Origin of the sequence: Mycobacterium sp. NS-7484 (genome assembly GCF_001953975.1) — a bacterium.
In the GTDB taxonomy this organism is placed as follows: Bacteria; Actinomycetota; Actinomycetes; order Mycobacteriales; family Mycobacteriaceae; genus Mycobacterium.
Map to the genome: position 1 here is coordinate 22,195 of NZ_MBEJ01000034.1, position 17,783 is coordinate 39,977.

Sequence of the window (17,783 nt, forward strand, 5' to 3'; positions counted from 1 at the left end):
GATCAAGCGGCCGGTCAGGCCGCCGACGTGATGCGGTAGACGTCGTAGACGCCTTCGACGTTGCGCACCACGCTCAGCAGATGCCCGAGGTGTTTGGGGTCGCCCATCTCGAAGGTGAACCGGCTGATCGCCACGCGGTCGTTGGAGGTGGTCACCGAGGCCGAGAGGATGTTGACCTTCTCGTCGGCCAGCACCCGCGTCACGTCCGAGAGCAGACGGTGCCGGTCCAAGGCCTCGACCTGGATGGCGACCAGGAACACCGACGACGGTGAGGGGGCCCAGTTGACCTCGATGATGCGTTCGGACTGTTGTTGCAACGACGCCGCATTCGTGCAGTCCGTGCGGTGCACGCTGACCCCGCCACCGCGGGTCACGAAACCCATGATGGTGTCGCCCGGTACCGGCGTGCAGCACTTGGCCAGTTTGGTGAGGGTTCCCGGCGCACCGGGCACCGCGACACCGGTGTCGTCCGTGTTGCGTTGCCGCATCGGCATGGTCGCCGGGGTGGACCGTTCGGCGAGTTCGTCCTCGGCCGCATCGTCGCCACCGAACTGGGCGAGCAGACGCTGCACGACGTGGCGCGCCGAGACATGCCCCTCGCCGACGGCCGTGTAGAGCGCCGAGACGTCGGTGTAGCGCAGCTCGCGGGCCAGCGCCGCCACCGAATCGGCATTGATCAAGCGCTGCAACGGAAGTCCGCCCCGGCGAACTTCGCGGGCGATGGCGTCCTTGCCGGATTCCAGCGCCTCCTCACGGCGCTCCTTGGCAAACCACTGCCGGATCTTGGTTTTCGCCCGCGGCGACACCACGAACGTCTGCCAATCGCGCGATGGTCCGGCATTGGGCGCCTTCGAGGTGAAAACCTCGACCACTTCCCCGTTTTCGAGCTTGCGCTCCAGGGCCACCAACCGCCCGTTGACCCGCGCCCCGATACACCGGTGCCCGACCTCGGTGTGCACGGCGTAAGCGAAGTCGACCGGCGTGGACCCGGTCGGCAGGTTGATCACGTCACCCTTGGGGGTGAACACGAAGATCTCTTTGACCGCGAGGTCGTACCGCAGCGACTCCAGGAATTCGCCGGGATCGGCGGCCTCCCGCTGCCAGTCGAGCAGTTGCCGCATCCACGCCATGTCGTCGATCTCGGCGGCGGTGTGACTGTGCGGAACCCCGTTGCGGCCCTTGGCTTCCTTGTAGCGCCAGTGCGCGGCGATGCCGTACTCGGCGGTGCGGTGCATGTCGCGGGTGCGGATCTGCACCTCCAGCGGCTTGCCCTCCGGACCGACCACGGTGGTGTGCAGCGATTGGTAGACGCCATACCGAGGTTGGGCGATGTAGTCCTTGAACCGGCCCGCCATCGGCTGCCACAGCGAGTGCACGACACCGACGGCCGCATAGCAGTCCCGGATCTCGTCACACAGGATCCGCACGCCGACCAGATCGTGGATGTCGTCGAAGTCGCGGCCCTTGACGATCATCTTCTGGTAGATCGACCAGTAGTGCTTGGGCCTGCCCTCGACGACCGCGTTGATCTTCATCGCGCTCAGCGCCACGCCGATCTCGGCGCGCACCTTGGCCAGGTAGGTGTCACGCGACGGTGCCCGGTCGGCCACCAACCGCACGATCTCCTCGTACTTCTTGGGATGCAGGATCGCAAACGAGAGGTCCTCGAGCTCCCACTTGACCGTGGCCATACCGAGCCGATGTGCCAGCGGCGCAATGACTTCCAGAGTCTCGCGGGCCTTGCGGGCCTGCTTCTCCGGCGGCAGGAACCGCATGGTGCGCATGTTGTGCAGCCGGTCGGCGACCTTGATCACCAGCACCCGGGGATCGCGGGCCATGGCGATGATCATCTTGCGGATCGTCTCGCCCTCGGCCGCCGAGCCGAGCACCACCTTGTCCAGCTTGGTCACGCCGTCGACGAGATGGCCCACCTCGGCGCCGAACTCGGCGGTCAGCGCCTCCAGAGTGTACCCGGTGTCCTCCACCGTGTCGTGCAAAAGAGCCGCGACGAGCGTGGTGGTGTCCATGCCGAGCTCGGCCAGGATGTTGGCCACCGCCAGCGGATGGGTGATGTAGGGATCGCCGGACTTGCGCAGTTGGTCGGAGTGGCGCTGCTCGGCAACGTCGTAGGCGCGCTGCAGCAACTGCAGATCGGCCTTGGGGTAAATCTCACGATGGACCGCGACGAGCGGCTCGAGGACCGGGTTGACCGCACTGCGCTGCGCGGTCATGCGGCGGGCCAGGCGCGCGCGCACCCGACGCGAGGCGCTGGTCTTGGCGGCCTCCGGCGACGCCGTCGCCGGCGAAGTGGACACCGGCAGAGTGGGAGGCGACTGCACCGCCTGGCCCGTACCCGCGTCCGTACCCGTATCGCCGGCCATCGTCACCTCCCGCAAGCATTCAGAATTCGAGGATATCCCTCACACCGTATGCAAACTGCTCACCCGCAGCGGCGCCACGGCAGCCCGGCCGTTCAGAGCCGTGAGCTCCAACACTACGGCCGCGCCCAGAACGTTGGCCCCGCCGTCGGACAACAGCCGCGTCGCCGCGGCCAGCGTCCCGCCGGTGGCCAGGACGTCGTCGACGATCACAACGTTGCGTCCGGTGATGTCAATTCCGTCGGCCGGGATCTCCAGGGTCGCCGTGCCGTATTCCAGTTGATAGGTCGCACTGTGCACCGGCGGCGGCAGCTTGCCGCCCTTGCGCACGGCCAGCACCCCGGTGCCGAGCCTGGTGGCCACGGCCGCGCCCAACAGAAAACCCCGAGCATCCAAACCGGCCACCAGATCGGCTTCGGCGGCCGTCGCGGCCAACGCGTCGGTGACCGCGGCCAGGCCCTTGGCATCGGCCAGCAGCGGGGTCAGATCCTTGAACTGGACGCCGGGTTCGGGGAAGTCGGGAACTTCGCGGATCAGGGTCTCGATCAGCCGCGAGACGTCGCCGGACGTGCTCATGTCGACAGTTTCCAGCGGTCCATGTTCCAGCCTGCGCCCCATCTGGTCGGATTGTTGCTCACGGCGTACATCTTGTTCGACGTCAGCACGGTGCGCTGCTGGCGGTACAGCGGCAGGGTCGGCATGTCGCCCCACAGGATCGGCGCACCCTCTCCCACCAACCGGGCCAGTTCCTTCGGATCGGTCGTGACGGCCTGCGCGTCGATGATGCCGTCGATCCGCTCGTTGACGTAGTTCGGCAGGTTGTTGCCGTTGCCGGAGTGGAAGGCGTAGGCGTCGATCGCCGAGGAACCCGACGATCCGCTGCCCGCGGCGCCGCCGGTGCCGGCCAGCAACGCGTCGAATTCGTTGTTGCGCAACGTCACCGGACCGGCCGTGGCCGACGCGACGTCCTCGACCTTGATACCCGCCGCGGCGCACGATTTCGCGATGGCACCGACCGTGGCCGCCAGCCTGGCGTTGGGTGTCTGGTAGCCGATGCGCACGGTCAGCGGCTTGTTGTTGAGCGCGGCACGGGCCGCACCGGGATTGGCCACGGCGAATTGTCCGGCTTCTCCGGTGTTTTCGGCCGCGCTGAACGCGTCGTCGGCGACCGGGCTGAGCCGCGAGTTGACGATCGGGGCCCCGGCGTTGCGGGCGATCACGTCACGGGGCGTGCACAGTGCCACAGCCCGGCGCGCGGGCGGCGCGGCCAACGGACCGGCCGGCGCGAAGATCAACTGCTCGACCCCGGCCGAGGGGCTTTCCATGCTGACGTAGTCGTCGGGCAGGTTGAGCACGCCCGACGATCCGGACTCGATGTCGACGACGTCGTAGGCGCCTTCGTTGACCCGCTCCTGGATGTCGGCTCCGCGCGGCCACACCTCGATCCGGTTGGTGATCGGCGGGGTCCCCCACCATTTGTCGTTGGCCACCAGAACCACCGCACCGTCCTCGGACACCGAGTCGATCCGGTAGGGCCCCGAGGACGGGAACCGTTTGAGATCCAGGTCGGGCTTGAGGTCCCAGACGGTGTTCCACGACTCGGCGATCTTGGCGATGGTGGGCTGGTCACCGGTCTGCAGCGCAGTCGTCACTCCCCCGTCACCGAGCCCCAGTTCGTCGGCGATGACGTGGGCGGGCATCAGGGAGGTCGCCGCGAACAGGTGCCCGTAGTCGAGGAAGCCGCGGTCCTGGGCGAACGACACCCTGGCCCGTTTCTGGCCGGGCGCACACTCCACCGAACCGATGTCGCGGTAGCCCGCCCGGCTGGCGGCGTCGAACCCCGGGAACCGGCCCGATTGCGCGCCCCAGGCGAGCACCATGTCGTCACACGTGATCGGCTTGCCGTCGGAATAGACCGCTTTGTCGCTGATCACGTAGTCCAGCACCAGCGGAGCCCGGCCCACGACCGACACCGAACCGAAGTCGTTGTCGGCGACCACCTGCCCCTCTGGGCCGTGATAGGCGAAACCGGTCAGCGCACGGGCGAACGCCTGGGGGCCGGCCGAGGCTGCCCCGGCCACGGTGTTGGTGTTGTAGGTGGTCAGTGTGCCGTCGACGGCATAGTCGATCTCGTCAGCCGAACTGCCCGAGCATGCCGCCAGCCCCGAACCGACGACAAGGGCCAGCGTCGCCGCCGCCACCGTCCGGGCCCGGGCTCGCCACTGCACCATCGGGTTTACCGCCGAGTGTTCCGCTTGCCCGACGGACGACCGGTCCGCGAGGCCGGACGCGCGCCGGGTGCCGGCTTGTCCGGCGCGGGTTCGACCGCCACCGCGGCCGACACCGTCTCGGTCTCGCTGGGTTCCACGTCGACGGCGTCCTTGCCGCCGGTCGACGCCTTGGCGCCCTTCTCGCGACGGTTGAGCACCTTCTGGGTGTGCTTGCGCACCAGTTCGGTCCGCTCGCGCAGCGTCACCAGTAGCGGCGTGGCGAAGTAGATCGACGAGTACGTACCGACGATGACGCCGACCAGCTGAACCAACGCCAGATCCATGAGCGTGCCGACGCCAAGCAGCCACACGGCGACCACCATCAGCGCGATGATCGGCAGCACCGAGATGAGGCTGGTGTTGATCGAGCGCATGAAGGTCTGGTTCACCGCGAGGTTGGCCTGCTCGGCAAAGGTCCGCCGGGTCGTGTGCTCGAAGCCGTGGGTGTTCTCCTCGACCTTGTCGAACACGATCACGGTGTCGTACAGCGAGAAGCCCAGGATCGTCAGCAGACCGATCACGGTGGCCGGGGTGACCTCGAAGCCGACCAGCGAGTAGACCCCGGCCGTCACGATCAGGTCGAACACCAGGGTGGCCATCGCCGCGATCGCCATGTAGCGCTCATAGCGCCAGGCGATGTAGATGGAAGCCAGCACCAGGAAGATCACCAGGGCGATCAAGGCCTTCTGGGTGATCTGGCCGCCCCAGGTCTCCGACACCGCGGAGTCGCTGATCACCTGCTTGCTCGGCTGGCCGTCGGTGCCCTTGGGCTGGAACGCGTCGAACAGCGCGGTGCGCAGCTTCTCGGTCTCGTCGTTGGTCAACGTTTCCGAGCGGATCTGCACGGTCGCCGAGGCGCCGCTGCCGACGAGGACGACGGATTCAGGTGCCCGGTTGAGGGTCTTGTTGAAGACGTCTTCGACCTGTTGGACCGTCACGGTTCCGGCAGAACCGGCCGATGGCATCGAGACCTTGGTCCCGCCTTCGAAATCGATGCCGAAGGTGAACCCGCGCAGCACCATGCTGGCGATCGCGATCGCCACGATGATGCCGCTGACCAGGTACCACAGCTTGCGGCGACCGATGACCTCGAAGGCTCCGGTACCCGTGTAGAGCCGGACGAAGAACCCATGTTTGGGCAGCGCAGCCGACGTTGATTCGAGGCTGGGCGCCTCCACTGCGGTGTCCGTGACGTCCTCGGCGGTGGTGTCCTCAGAGGTCTTGTTCTCCGAGGTCTTGTTCTCTGTAGCCATGTGCTATCCCCGTCCCGCAGTCGCATGCGAAGCCGCCCGCCGTTCCCGCGCGATCTGTTGGACCGCACCGAGACCGTTGAGGGCAGGTTTGGCCATCGTCGGGGACTTGGACGCCAGGTAGACCAGCGGCCAGGTCACCAGGAACACCACCACGACATCGAGGATGGTGGTCAGCCCCAAGGTGAATGCGAAGCCCTTGACCTGACCGATGGCCAGTGCGTAGAGCACCGCGGCGGCCAGGAACGTCACGGCGTTGCCGGACACGATCGTCTTGCGGGCCCGCGCCCAACCTCGGGGTACCGCCGATCGGAAGGATCGGCCCTCACGGATCTCGTCCTTGATGCGTTCGAAGAACACCACGAACGAGTCTGCAGTGGTACCGATACCGATGATCAGACCGGCGATGCCGGCCAGGTCCAGCGTGTAGCCGATATACCTGCCGAGCAACACCAGGATGGCGAAGACCATGGCGCCGGCGGCGACCAGCGACAGCGCCACCAGCAGGCCCAGCACGCGGTAGTACAGCAGCGAGTACAGCAGCACCGCGGCCAGACCGACGGCGCCGGCGATCAGGCCGGCCCGAAGCGAGGACAGACCGAGAGTGGCCGAAACCGTCTCGGCCTCTGAGGATTCGAACGACAGCGGCAGCGAGCCGTACTTGAGCACGTTCGCCAGTTCCTTGGCGGTGTCCGAATTGAACTGACCGGTGATCTGGGTGTTCCCACCCGGGATGGGCTCACGGATCTCCGGCGCGCTGACCACCTGCGAGTCGAGCGTGAACGCAGTCTGCGTACCCACGTTCGCCGCGGTGAAGTCCGACCAGATCTTGGCTCCGCCGCTCTTGAAGGTGACGTCGACGACGTACTGGCCCTGCTGCTGGTTCAGGCCGGAGGTGGCGTCGGCGATCTCCTCACCGCTCATGATCGAGGGGCTCAGCAGATAGACCGTCTGCCCGTCCGTGGAGCACGTCACGAGCGGCAACTTCGGATCGTCGTTGCCGGCCAGCACGTCGTCCTTGTCGCAGTTCTGGGCTCGCTCCATGATCGCCTGAATTTGCATCATGGGGTTGGTGCTCTGGCGAATCGTCTTCGCAAGCGTGATCAACGCAGCCCGGGTCTGGGCTTCGTCAGGCTGGGCCGGGGGCGCCGGAGCCGGGGCGGGCTCACCGGGTGCCGGGGCAGGGGCCGGCTCAGTCGGCGTCGGCGCCGGATCCTGCGGGTAGGGCCGCGGCTGCGGCGCGGGAGCCGGCTATCCTGCCGGCGGGGCGGCGGGCGCTTCGGCCGGCGGTACCACGGGCGCTTCGGCCGGGGCACCGGGAAGCCCAGGCGCAGCGCCCGGCGCACCAGGTGCCGCCGGCGCACCGGATCCCGGCGCGCCGCCTTCCCCGGCGAGCTGCTTGAGCTGCTGGACAGGTATCGCGCGCGCGACGGGCCGGATGTACAGCCGCGCGGTCTGCCCGAGGTTGCGTGCCTCGTTGCCGTCGTTACCGGGAACGGTGATCACCAGGTTGTCGCCGTCGATGACGACTTCCGAGCCCGACACGCCGAGACCGTCGACGCGGGCACTGATGATCTGTTGAGCCTGGTTGAGGGCCTCTCTGGTGGGCGTTGAGCCGTCCGGGGTGCGCGCGGTGAGCGTCACCCGGGTACCGCCCTGCAGATCGATTCCCAGTTTGGGCTTGGCCTGCTTGTCGCCGGTGAGGAACACCAGCAGATAAACGCCGATCAGAAGGACCAGGAAAAGCGTCAGGTAGCGGGCAGGATGCACCGGCGCCGAAGACGATGCCACGTTGCTAGGGTCTCCTCGAGATCAGTTCGTCAGCACCGCAAAGGGTACGTGCTTGGCCTGGGTGCTCAGCTGTCAGTCTTTCTTGAGACCGTCGGTGTCGGTGACACCGTTGCTCTCGGTCAATTCGGTCGCGCCCGACTCGCCGTCATCCTCGGTGTCGTCCTCGATGCGGTCGCGCACCGCGAGCTTCATCCAGGTGGTGATGACGCCGGGGGCGATCTCCAGCTCGATGTTGTCGTCGGTGATCCCGGTGATCGTGCCCTGCAGGCCTGAGGTGGTGTGGATGCGATCGCCGATTTGCAGCGAATTGTGCAGGTCGATGGTTGCCTGCATGGCCTTACGCTGACGACGCGACGCAAAGAACATAAACGCGCCCATGACGATCAGCAGGGGCAGGAAAATGACGAGATCCATGTCAACAATGTCTTTCGTGTCGGGTCAGAAGTCAGGGCGACCGAGGCCACGATACCGCCGCCCACCCGGGCCACCCCATTCGCCGCCGATCAGGGGCGCTGACGACTAGGCTCGACACACTCGTTCCGGCACCGCCGATGGAGTATCAGGAGGCCGTGTTGAGCCATCCCGAGCAGAGCCGTCACCTCGCCACAGCGATTCCCGGCCCGAAATCCCAGGCCCTGATCGATCGCAAAGCGACCGCGGTGGCGCGCGGTGTCGGCAACACCATGCCTGTCTATGCCGCCCGGGCCGGCGGCGGCATCGTCGAGGACGTCGACGGCAACCGACTCATCGACCTGGGCTCCGGCATCGCCGTCACCACGGTCGGCAATTCCTCGCCGCGGGTGGTCGAGGCGGTCGCCGCACAGGCCGCCGAGTTCACCCACACCTGTTTCATGGTGACGCCCTACGAGGAGTATGTGGCGGTCTGTGAACATCTCAACCGGCTGACCCCGGTCCGGGGTGAGAAGCGGTCGGCATTGTTCAACTCGGGGTCCGAGGCGGTAGAGAACGCCGTCAAGATCGCCCGCTCCCACACCCACCGATCGGCGGTCGTCGCGTTCGACCACGCCTATCACGGACGCACGAACCTCACGATGGCGCTGACCGCCAAAGCCATGCCCTACAAACACGGGTTCGGTCCCTTCGCACCCGACATCTACCGGGCGCCGTTGTCCTATCCGTTCCGCGACGCCGAGTTCGGCAAGGAACTGGCCACCGACGGTGCGCTGGCTGCCAAGCGGGCCATCGACGTGATGGAAAAACAGATCGGCGCGGACAATCTGGCGGCCGTCATCATCGAGCCCATCCAGGGCGAAGGTGGATTCATCGTCCCGGCCGAGGGCTTCCTGCCCGCCCTGCTGGGCTGGTGCCGCGACAACGGCGTGGTGTTCATCGCCGACGAAGTGCAGACCGGATTCGCCCGCACCGGCGCGATGTTCGCCTGCGAACACGAGGGCATCGACCCCGACCTGATCGTCACCGCGAAGGGCATCGCCGACGGTCTGCCGCTGTCCGCGGTGACCGGTCGCGCCGAGATCATGGACGCCCCTCATGTATCAGGCCTCGGCGGCACCTACGGCGGCAATCCGATCGCGTGCGCTGCGGCACTGGCCACCATCGCAACCATCGAGGCCGACGGCCTGATCTCCCGTGCCCGGGAGATCGAAACGCTGATGAAGGACCGCCTCGGCCGATTGCAAGCCGAGGACGACCGGATCGGCGACGTACGCGGCCGTGGCGCGATGATCGCCGTCGAACTCGTCGAACCCGGCACCATCACCCCCGACCCGGAGCTGACCAAAGCGCTGTGCGCCGGCGCCCACCGGGCGGGGGTGATCGTGTTGTCCTGCGGCACGTACGGCAACGTGCTGCGCTTCCTACCGCCGTTGACGATCAGCGACGAGCTGCTCATCGAGGGGCTCGACGTGCTCGAGCTGATCCTGCGCGATCTCTGAGGAACAGCTAGTGCGCGTGGGTGTGACGACGGCCGAACATCCCACCCCACTGCCGACGCTCGCGCCCCGCGGGCATGACCTCGGTCGGCTGTGCGTCGGCTACCGCGACGGGTTCGGCCGTCGCCGTCGTCGTGGCAACGGGGCGACGCGCGTACTCGACGTCACGGACACTGCGCACCGACAACCGGCCGACCGCCATGGCCCCCAGCAACACGATGAGCGCACCGAGACCGGAGAAGTAGGCCAGTTCCAGCGACACGCGCTTGGCGTCGGTCACGGCGATCGGCATTCCGGCGTCGCCGATGCCCAACGGTCCTGCCAGCGCGCGGCCGATCACGAACCACGCTCCGCCCAGAACGGCCAGCCAGGCCCCGAAATGCGCCGTGGCCCGGTTACCCGACACCAGCAGGAGCAGGCCACCCAGCGCGGTCACCGCGCCCGGAAGCACTTCCAACCAGCCGCGCGCCGACGTCCACACCCACGGTTGGTCCGGGGTGAAGGCAAAGTCGAAGTACGGCCCGATGAAGGGGATCAACGCACCCCAGAGCCCCAGCAGAACCAGCAACAGGCCGCTGGCGGCGCCACGGCTGCGTCGCATCCTCAGGCGAGAGCCGCGGTTATCGAATTCGGTCATGATGCCTCCTTTGACACCCCTGCGGGTACCCCGAAGACAACAGACGTACGCATCCGCGGTCGCCTAGCTTCACATTGCTGACCCGCGGACCGGAACGGCCCGAACTCACAGCACATTGACAGCTGCGGAGCTGGTTTTCCGGAAATAAGTTTAGCTTCACTAACGTAGTAGTTCGATAGCGCAACGTCGCGCCGGTGCCTATTTCAGCTATCCGCAAAGAGGGAATTTTTGATGCCTTTTGATACCCACGACGAGCACTTGGCGAGCCGTATCGCCGGCCTGACCGCCGATGACCCGCAGTTTGCCGCCGCGATCCCCAGCGACGCCGTCACCGCCGCCGTCGACGCCCCGGGGCTGCGGTTGCCCGAGATCGTCAAGACCGTGCTGCAGGGCTACGCCGAGCGGCCGGCACTCGGCGAGCGCGCACTCGACTTCGTCGTCGAGCCCGCCACCGGCCGCACCACGGCTCGCCTCCTCCCCCGATTCGACACCATCAGCTACGGCGAGCTCTGGGAGCGCGTCCGCTCGCTGGCGGCTGCCTTGCACGATTCCGGCGTGGCCGCCGGTGACCGCGTCGCCGTCCTCGGCTTCACCAGCGCCGACTACACGGTGATCGACACCGCGCTGGGTCAGCTCGGTGCCGTCTCGGTCCCCCTGCAGACCAGTTCTTCGCCCGAGGCGCTCGCCCCGATCGTTGCCGAGACCGAGCCCAAGGTGATCGCCGCGAGTGCCGACCACCTCGCCGACGCCGTCGAGCTGGCGTCGACCGCCCATGCTCCGGCCACAGTGGTTGTCTTCGACTACCACGCCAAGGTCGACGATCATCGCGACGCCCTGGCATCGGCCACCGACCGACTTCAGGCGGCGGGCACCGCCGTCGAGACCCTGACCGACCTGCTGAACCGGGGCCGCGAGCTGCCCGCCGCGCCGACCCCGGAGGCCGACGACACCGACCCGCTGGCGTTGCTGATCTACACCTCCGGAAGCACCGGGGCGCCGAAAGGCGCGATGTACCTGCAGAGCGCGGTGGCGAAGTTCTGGCGACGCAACAGCAAGGCCTGGTTCGGGCCGAGCAGTTCGTCGATCAACCTCAGCTTCATGCCGATGAGCCACGTGATGGGCCGCGGCATCCTCTACGCGTCGCTGGCCGCGGGCGGCACCTGCTACTTCGCCGCGCGCAGCGATCTGTCCACGCTGCTGGAAGACCTCGCGCTCACGCGTCCTACCGAGCTGAACTTCGTTCCGCGCGTGTGGGAGATGATCCACGGCGAGTTCCAGAGCCGGGTCGATCAGCTCCTGGCCGACGGCGATCAGGACCAGGCCGCGATCGAGGCCGAAGTGCTCGCCGAGGTTCGGCAAAACGTGCTCGGCGGCCGGTTCATCACCGCGATGACCGGATCGGCACCCATCTCTGCCGAGCTCAAAGCCTGGGTCGAAGAATTGCTCGGGATCCACCTGCTGGAGGGCTACGGCTCGACCGAGGCCGGGATGGCACTGTTCGACGGCGTGATCCAACGCCCGCCGGTGATCGACTACAAGCTGGTCGACGTTCCAGACCTGGGATACTTCAGCACCGATCAGCCCCACCCACGCGGCGAGCTGCTACTCAAGACCGAGAACCTGTTCCCCGGCTACTACAAGCGTCCCGAGGTCACCGCCTCGGTGTTCGACGAGGACGGCTTCTACCGGACCGGCGACGTCGTCGCCGAGATCAGCCCGGACCAGCTCCGCTACGTCGACCGCCGCAACAACGTGCTCAAGCTCGCCCAGGGCGAGTTCGTCACGTTGGCAAAGTTGGAAGCGGTCTTCGGCAACAGCCCTCTGGTGCAACAGATCTACGTCTACGGCAACAGCGCACAGCCGTATCTGCTGGCCGTCGTGGTGCCCACCGACGCAGATGTGTCGAAAGAGGCGATCGCCGAATCCCTGCAGGAGGTCGCTCGCGAGGCCGATCTGCAAAGTTACGAAATCCCTCGTGATTTCATCGTGGAGACAACGCCTTTCAGCCTGGAGAACGGATTGCTGACCGGCATCCGCAAGCTGGCCTGGCCAAAGTTGAAGGCGCACTACGGCGATCGACTCGAAGCGCTCTACGCCGACCTCGCCGAGACACAGGCCGGTGAACTGCGGGCGCTGCGTGCCTTGCGGGCCGGTGACGCCCCGGTTCTGGAGACCGTCAGCCGGGCCGCCGGCGCCCTGTTGGGCGCCGCATCGGCCGACCTGGCGCCCGACGCCCATTTCACCGATCTCGGTGGAGACTCGTTGTCCGCCTTAACCTTCGGCAATCTGCTCCGGGAGATCTTCGACGTCGACGTGCCGGTGGGCGTGATCGTCAGCCCGGCCACCGATCTGGCCGGCATCGCCGACTACATCGCGACGCAGCTGAGCGGTTCGAAGCGGCCGACCTTCGCCTCGGTGCACGGACGGGACGCCACCGAGGTCCGCGCCGCCGATCTGACCCTGGACAAGTTCCTCGACGCCGGCACCCTGGCCGCCGCGCCGAACCTGCCCAAGGCTCCGGCCGAGGTGCGGACCGTGCTGCTGACCGGCGCCACCGGCTTTTTGGGCCGCTACCTGGCGCTGGAATGGCTGGAGCGCATGGACCTCGTCGACGGCAAGGTTATCGCCCTGGTGCGCGCCAAGTCCGACGAGGAGGCCCGGGCCCGGCTCGACGCCACCTTCCATAGCGGCGACGCGAAACTCCTTGCGCACTACCAGGATCTGGCCGACCACCTCGAAGTGATCGCCGGTGACAAGGGCGAGGAAAACCTCGGCCTGGATCAGCCGACCTGGCAGCGACTGGCCGACGAGGTCGACCTGATCGTCGACCCGGCGGCCCTGGTCAACCACGTGCTGCCCTACAGCGAGCTGTTCGGCCCCAACGCGCTGGGCACCGCCGAGCTGATCAAGATTGCGCTCACCACGAAGATCAAGCCGTACACCTACGTGTCGACCATCGGCGTGGGCGATCAGATCGAGCCCGGGAAGTTCGTCGAGAACGTCGATGTCCGCCAGATGAGCGCGGTCCGCCAGATCAACGACGGCTACGCCAACGGTTACGGCAACAGCAAGTGGGCCGGTGAGGTGCTGCTACGCGAGGCCAACGATCTGTGTGGTCTGCCGGTGGCGGTGTTCCGCTGCGACATGATCCTGGCCGACACCACGTACTCGGGTCAGCTGAACCTGCCGGACATGTTCACTCGCATGATGTTCAGCCTCGTCGCCAGCGGTATCGCGCCGAAGTCGTTCTACGAACTCGATTCCGACGGCAACCGCCAGCGCTCGCATTACGACGGGCTTCCGGTGGAGTTCATCGCCGAGTCGGTCTCGACGCTCGGCGGGCAGTCCGTGGAGAGCTTCGAGACCTACCACGTGATGAACCCTTACGACGACGGCCTCGGCATGGACGAGTTCGTCGACTGGTTGATCGAGGCCGGCTACGCGATCGAGCGCATCGCCGACTACGGCCAGTGGATCCAGCGCTTCGAGAGCACCCTGCGCGCCCTGCCGGACAAGCAGCGCCAGGCTTCACTGCTGCCCTTGCTGCACAACTACCAACAACCCGAGCGGCCGATGCGGGGCGCCCTGGCCCCGACCGACCACTTCCGGGCCGCGGTGCAGGAAGCCAAGATCGGGCCGGACAAGGACATCCCCCATGTCAGCCCGGTGGTGATCGTCAAGTACATCACCGACCTGCAGCAGCTGGGCCTGCTCTAGCCGCCACGCCGCCCGCCCCACACCGGAGTGAGGCGGGCGGCGTCGGGCGTGACGCATCTCGCAACGTCTGAGCTGGCATCTCGAAATATAATTAGTTTTACTAACGTAGTAATGAGTAGGCGCGAACAACGTGCCGACCATAGTTATTTTGATTTGCTCAGGGGACCGATATGACCACCGAAACCCGCGAAGACCGGCTGCAACGCCGGATCGCCACGTTGTATGACACCGACCCGCAGTTCACCGAGGCCCGTCCCAGCGACGCCGTCAACACCGCCGTCGCTCAACCCGACCTCCGGTTACCCGCCATCGTCAAAGGGGTGCTCGCCGGCTACGCCGACCGCCCCGCACTGGGACAGCGCGCTGTCGAATACGTCACCGACGCCGCCGGCCGCACCTCGGCCCAGCTGCTCCCCCACTTCGACACCATCACCTACCGCCAGCTGGGCGACCGCATTCAGGCCGTGACCAACGCCTGGCACAACCACCCGGTCAAGCCCGGCGACCGCGTCGCCATCCTCGGCTTCACCAGCGTCGACTACACCACGATCGACACCGCGCTCATCGAACTCGGCGCCGTGTCGGTCCCGCTGCAGACCAGCGCTCCCGTCACCACCCTGCGACCCATCGTCGCCGAGACCGAACCGACCGTGATCGCGGCAAGCATCGACTTCCTCGACGACGCAGTCGAATTGGTGCGCTCTGGTCCCGCTCCCCGTCGCCTGGTGGTGTTCGACTACCGCCCGCAAGTTGATGCTCAGCGTGAGGCCTTCGACGCCGCCAAGACGGCGCTGGCCGATACCGGCGTCATCGTCGAACCGCTGGCCGACGTGCTGGACCGCGGACGCTCACTGGCCGACGCGCCGCTGTACACCCCGGGTCAGCCCGACCCGCTGGCCATGCTGATCTACACCTCCGGAAGCACCGGCACCCCTAAGGGCGCGATGTACCCGGAGAGCAAGGTCGCCAACATGTGGCAGCTCGCGTCGAAGGCCACCTGGGATGAAAACCAGGCCGTCCTTCCCGCGATCACCCTGAACTTCATGCCGATGAGCCACGTCATGGGCCGCGGCATCCTGATCGGCACGCTCAGCTCGGGCGGCACGGCATATTTCGCTGCGCGCAGCGATCTTTCGACCTTCCTGGACGACCTCGCCCTGGTACGGCCCACGCAGCTGAGCTTTGTGCCGCGCATCTGGGACATGCTGTTTCAGGAGTACCAGAGCCGTCTCGACCGTTCCGTGGGAGAGGGGGCCGCCGCCGAAGACCGGGTGCTCACCGAGGTCCGCGAGGACCTGCTGGGCGGGCGGTTCGTCTCCGCGATGACCGGTTCCGCGCCAATCTCGGCCGAGATGAAGGCCTGGGTGGAGCGCCTCCTCGACATGCACCTGCTGGAGGGCTACGGCTCGACCGAAGCTGGTTCGGTCTTCGTCGACGGCCACATCCAGCGTCCGCCGGTGATCGACTACAAGTTGGTCGACGTGCCGGACCTGGGCTACTTCCGCACCGACCGGCCGCACCCGCGCGGTGAGCTGCTGGTGAAGTCCGAGCAGATGTTCCCCGGGTACTACAAGCGCCCCGAGATCACCGCCGAGATGTTCGACGAAGACGGGTACTACCGCACCGGTGACATCGTCGCCGAGCTCGGTCCCGATCACGTCGAGTACCTCGACCGGCGCAACAACGTGCTCAAGCTCTCGCAGGGCGAGTTCGTCACCGTGTCCAAGCTGGAAGCGGTGTTCGGCGACAGCCCGCTGGTGCGGCAGATCTTCATCTACGGCAACAGCGCCCGCTCGTATCTGCTGGCCGTCGTGGTGCCGACCGATCCGACCGTGTCGAAGCAGGAGATCAGTGACTCCCTGCAGGACGCCGCTCGCGCCGCCGGCTTGCAGTCCTACGAAGTTCCGCGCGATTTCCTCGTGGAGACAACGCCTTTCAGCCTGGAGAACGGCCTGCTGACCGGCATCCGCAAGCTGGCCCGCCCGAACCTGAAGGCTCACTACGGTGAGCGGTTGGAGCAGCTCTACACCGACCTGGCAGAGGGTCAGGCCAACGAGCTGAGCGAGTTGCGGCGCAACGGCGCGCAGGCCCCAGTGCTCGACACCGTGAGCCGCGCGGCCGGCGCCCTACTGGGTGCCGCGTCCTCCGATCTGGCGCCCGAAGCCCACTTCACCGATCTGGGTGGAGACTCGTTGTCCGCCTTGACCTTCGGAAATCTCCTTCAGGAGATCTTCGACGTCGAGGTGCCCGTGTCGGCGATCGTCAGCCCGGCGTCGGATCTTCGGACCATCGCCGAGTACATCGAGGCACAGCGCTCCGGTACCAATCTGCGGCCGACCTTCACCTCGGTGCACGGTCGCAACGCGACCGAGGTCCACGCGTCCGATCTCACGCTGGACAAGTTCATCGACGCCGCGACGTTGGCTGCCGCACCGAGCCTGCCGGGCCCGGTCAATGAGATCCGCACCGTACTGCTCACTGGCGCAACCGGTTTCCTGGGCCGCTATCTGGCCCTGGAGTGGCTGGAGCGCATGGATCTGGTCGACGGCAAGGTCATCTGCCTGGTGCGGGCCAAGTCCGACGAGGAAGCCCGCGCCCGGCTCGACAAGACCTTCGACAGCGGTGATCCGAAGTTGTTGGCGCACTATCGTGAGCTGGCCGCCGACCATCTCGAAGTGATCGCCGGCGACAAGGGCGAGGCCGATCTCGGCCTCGACCCGGCGACGTGGCAGCGCCTGGCCGACACGGTCGATTTCATCGTCGACCCGGCCGCACTGGTCAACCACGTGCTGCCGTACAGCGAGCTGTTCGGCCCCAACGCGCTTGGTACTGCCGAGCTCATCCGGATCGCACTCACCACGCGGATCAAGCCGTTCGCGTACGTGTCGACGATCGGTGTGGGTGGGGGCATCGAGCCCGGAAAGTTCGTGGAGGATGCCGACATCCGCGAGATCAGCGCGACGCGGCGGGTCGACGACAGCTACGCCAACGGCTACGGCAACAGCAAGTGGGCCGGTGAGGTTCTGCTACGTGAGGCGCACGATCTGGCCGGCCTGCCGGTGACGGTGTTCCGCTGCGACATGATCCTGGCCGACACCACCTATGCCGGGCAGTTGAACCTGCCGGACATGTTCACCCGCATGATGTTCAGCCTCGTCGCCACCGGTGTCGCGCCGAAGTCCTTCAACCAGCTCGATGCGCACGGTGAGCGGCAGCGCTCGCACTACGACGGCTTGCCCGTCGAGTTCATCGCCGAGGCCATCTCCACCCTGGGCGCCCATGTCCAGGACGGCTTCGAGACGTACCACGTGATGAACCCGCACGACGACGGCCTCGGCATGGACGAGTTCGTCGACTGGCTCATCGAGGCCGGCTACCCGATCCAGCGGGTCGCGGACTACCAGGACTGGTTGTCCCGCTTCGAGACCACGTTGCGGGCGTTGTCCGACAGGCAACGTCAGGCCTCGCTGCTGCCGCTGCTGCACAACTACCAGCAGCCCGGGATGCCGGTGAACGGTGCGATGGCCCCGACCGACGTGTTCCGTGCCGCAGTGCAGGAGGCGAAGATCGGTCCGGACAAGGACATCCCGCATGTCACCCGCGAGGTCATCGTCAAGTACATCAGCGATCTGAAACTGCTCGGATTGCTGTAACAGACTTCCCCACAAGGGAAGGTCCCCCTGAGCGGCCGCGGTCCTTATCCAGGACCGCGGCCAATCAGTATGCCGAGCCGTAGACCCCTGACAGTGTCATCAAGTTGCCTCATGTCAAGATGCGCGCGAAGGGCGGTTCGTTGCCTCACGTGAACGTGCGCGCTTGGTGACTGGAGT

General features: G+C 66.7%; 9 protein-coding genes and 1 pseudogene. 3 read left to right on the plus strand and 7 right to left on the minus strand.

The features are described 5' to 3' along the window. Positions 1 to 14: 14 nt before the first annotated feature. From A5733_RS08040 to yajC, 6 genes and pseudogenes are all read right to left on the minus strand, one after another. Positions 15 to 2,381, minus strand: coding sequence for a bifunctional (p)ppGpp synthetase/guanosine-3',5'-bis(diphosphate) 3'-pyrophosphohydrolase (locus A5733_RS08040; RefSeq protein ID WP_067763902.1), 2,367 nt, complete (start codon positions 2,379 to 2,381; stop codon positions 15 to 17). 39 nt (positions 2,382 to 2,420) lie between these two features. Next, entirely contained in the window at positions 2,421 to 2,954 is a 534-nt protein-coding gene (locus A5733_RS08045; RefSeq protein WP_067763846.1) for an adenine phosphoribosyltransferase, read from the minus strand. Next, complete coding sequence (locus A5733_RS08050; RefSeq protein ID WP_076239750.1) at positions 2,951 to 4,609, minus strand: ABC transporter substrate-binding protein; 1,659 nt, start codon at positions 4,607 to 4,609, stop codon at positions 2,951 to 2,953. The genes A5733_RS08045 and A5733_RS08050 overlap by 4 nt, the downstream gene beginning before the upstream one ends. Positions 4,610 to 4,614: 5 nt before the next feature. Beyond that, positions 4,615 to 5,901, minus strand: coding sequence for a protein translocase subunit SecF (gene secF / locus A5733_RS08055; RefSeq protein ID WP_076239751.1), 1,287 nt, complete (start codon positions 5,899 to 5,901; stop codon positions 4,615 to 4,617). A gap of 3 nt (positions 5,902 to 5,904) precedes the next feature. After that, a pseudogene (gene secD / locus A5733_RS08060) lies at positions 5,905 to 7,689 on the minus strand (protein translocase subunit SecD). A gap of 72 nt (positions 7,690 to 7,761) precedes the next feature. Beyond that, complete coding sequence (yajC, locus tag A5733_RS08065; protein WP_067763835.1) at positions 7,762 to 8,103, minus strand: preprotein translocase subunit YajC; 342 nt, start codon at positions 8,101 to 8,103, stop codon at positions 7,762 to 7,764. 158 nt (positions 8,104 to 8,261) lie between these two features. Here yajC and gabT point away from each other — a divergent pair, with 158 nt between their 5' ends. Then, positions 8,262 to 9,602 carry a 4-aminobutyrate--2-oxoglutarate transaminase gene (gabT, locus tag A5733_RS08070; RefSeq protein WP_076239758.1) on the plus strand — a complete coding sequence of 447 codons (1,341 nt, stop codon included), beginning with the start codon at positions 8,262 to 8,264 and terminating at the stop codon, positions 9,600 to 9,602. A 7-nt stretch (positions 9,603 to 9,609) separates the two neighbouring features. On the opposite strand, the gene A5733_RS08075 is transcribed toward gabT, so the two are convergent. Then, complete coding sequence (locus A5733_RS08075; protein WP_076239752.1) at positions 9,610 to 10,236, minus strand: hypothetical protein; 627 nt, start codon at positions 10,234 to 10,236, stop codon at positions 9,610 to 9,612. Between the two features lie 231 nt (positions 10,237 to 10,467). Between A5733_RS08075 and car (A5733_RS08080) the strand changes: the two genes are divergently transcribed. After that, positions 10,468 to 13,953, plus strand: coding sequence for a carboxylic acid reductase (gene car / locus A5733_RS08080; protein WP_076239753.1), 3,486 nt, complete (start codon positions 10,468 to 10,470; stop codon positions 13,951 to 13,953). 170 nt (positions 13,954 to 14,123) lie between these two features. Beyond that, complete coding sequence (gene car, locus A5733_RS08085; protein WP_076239754.1) at positions 14,124 to 17,606, plus strand: carboxylic acid reductase; 3,483 nt, start codon at positions 14,124 to 14,126, stop codon at positions 17,604 to 17,606. Positions 17,607 to 17,783: the final 177 nt, after the last annotated feature.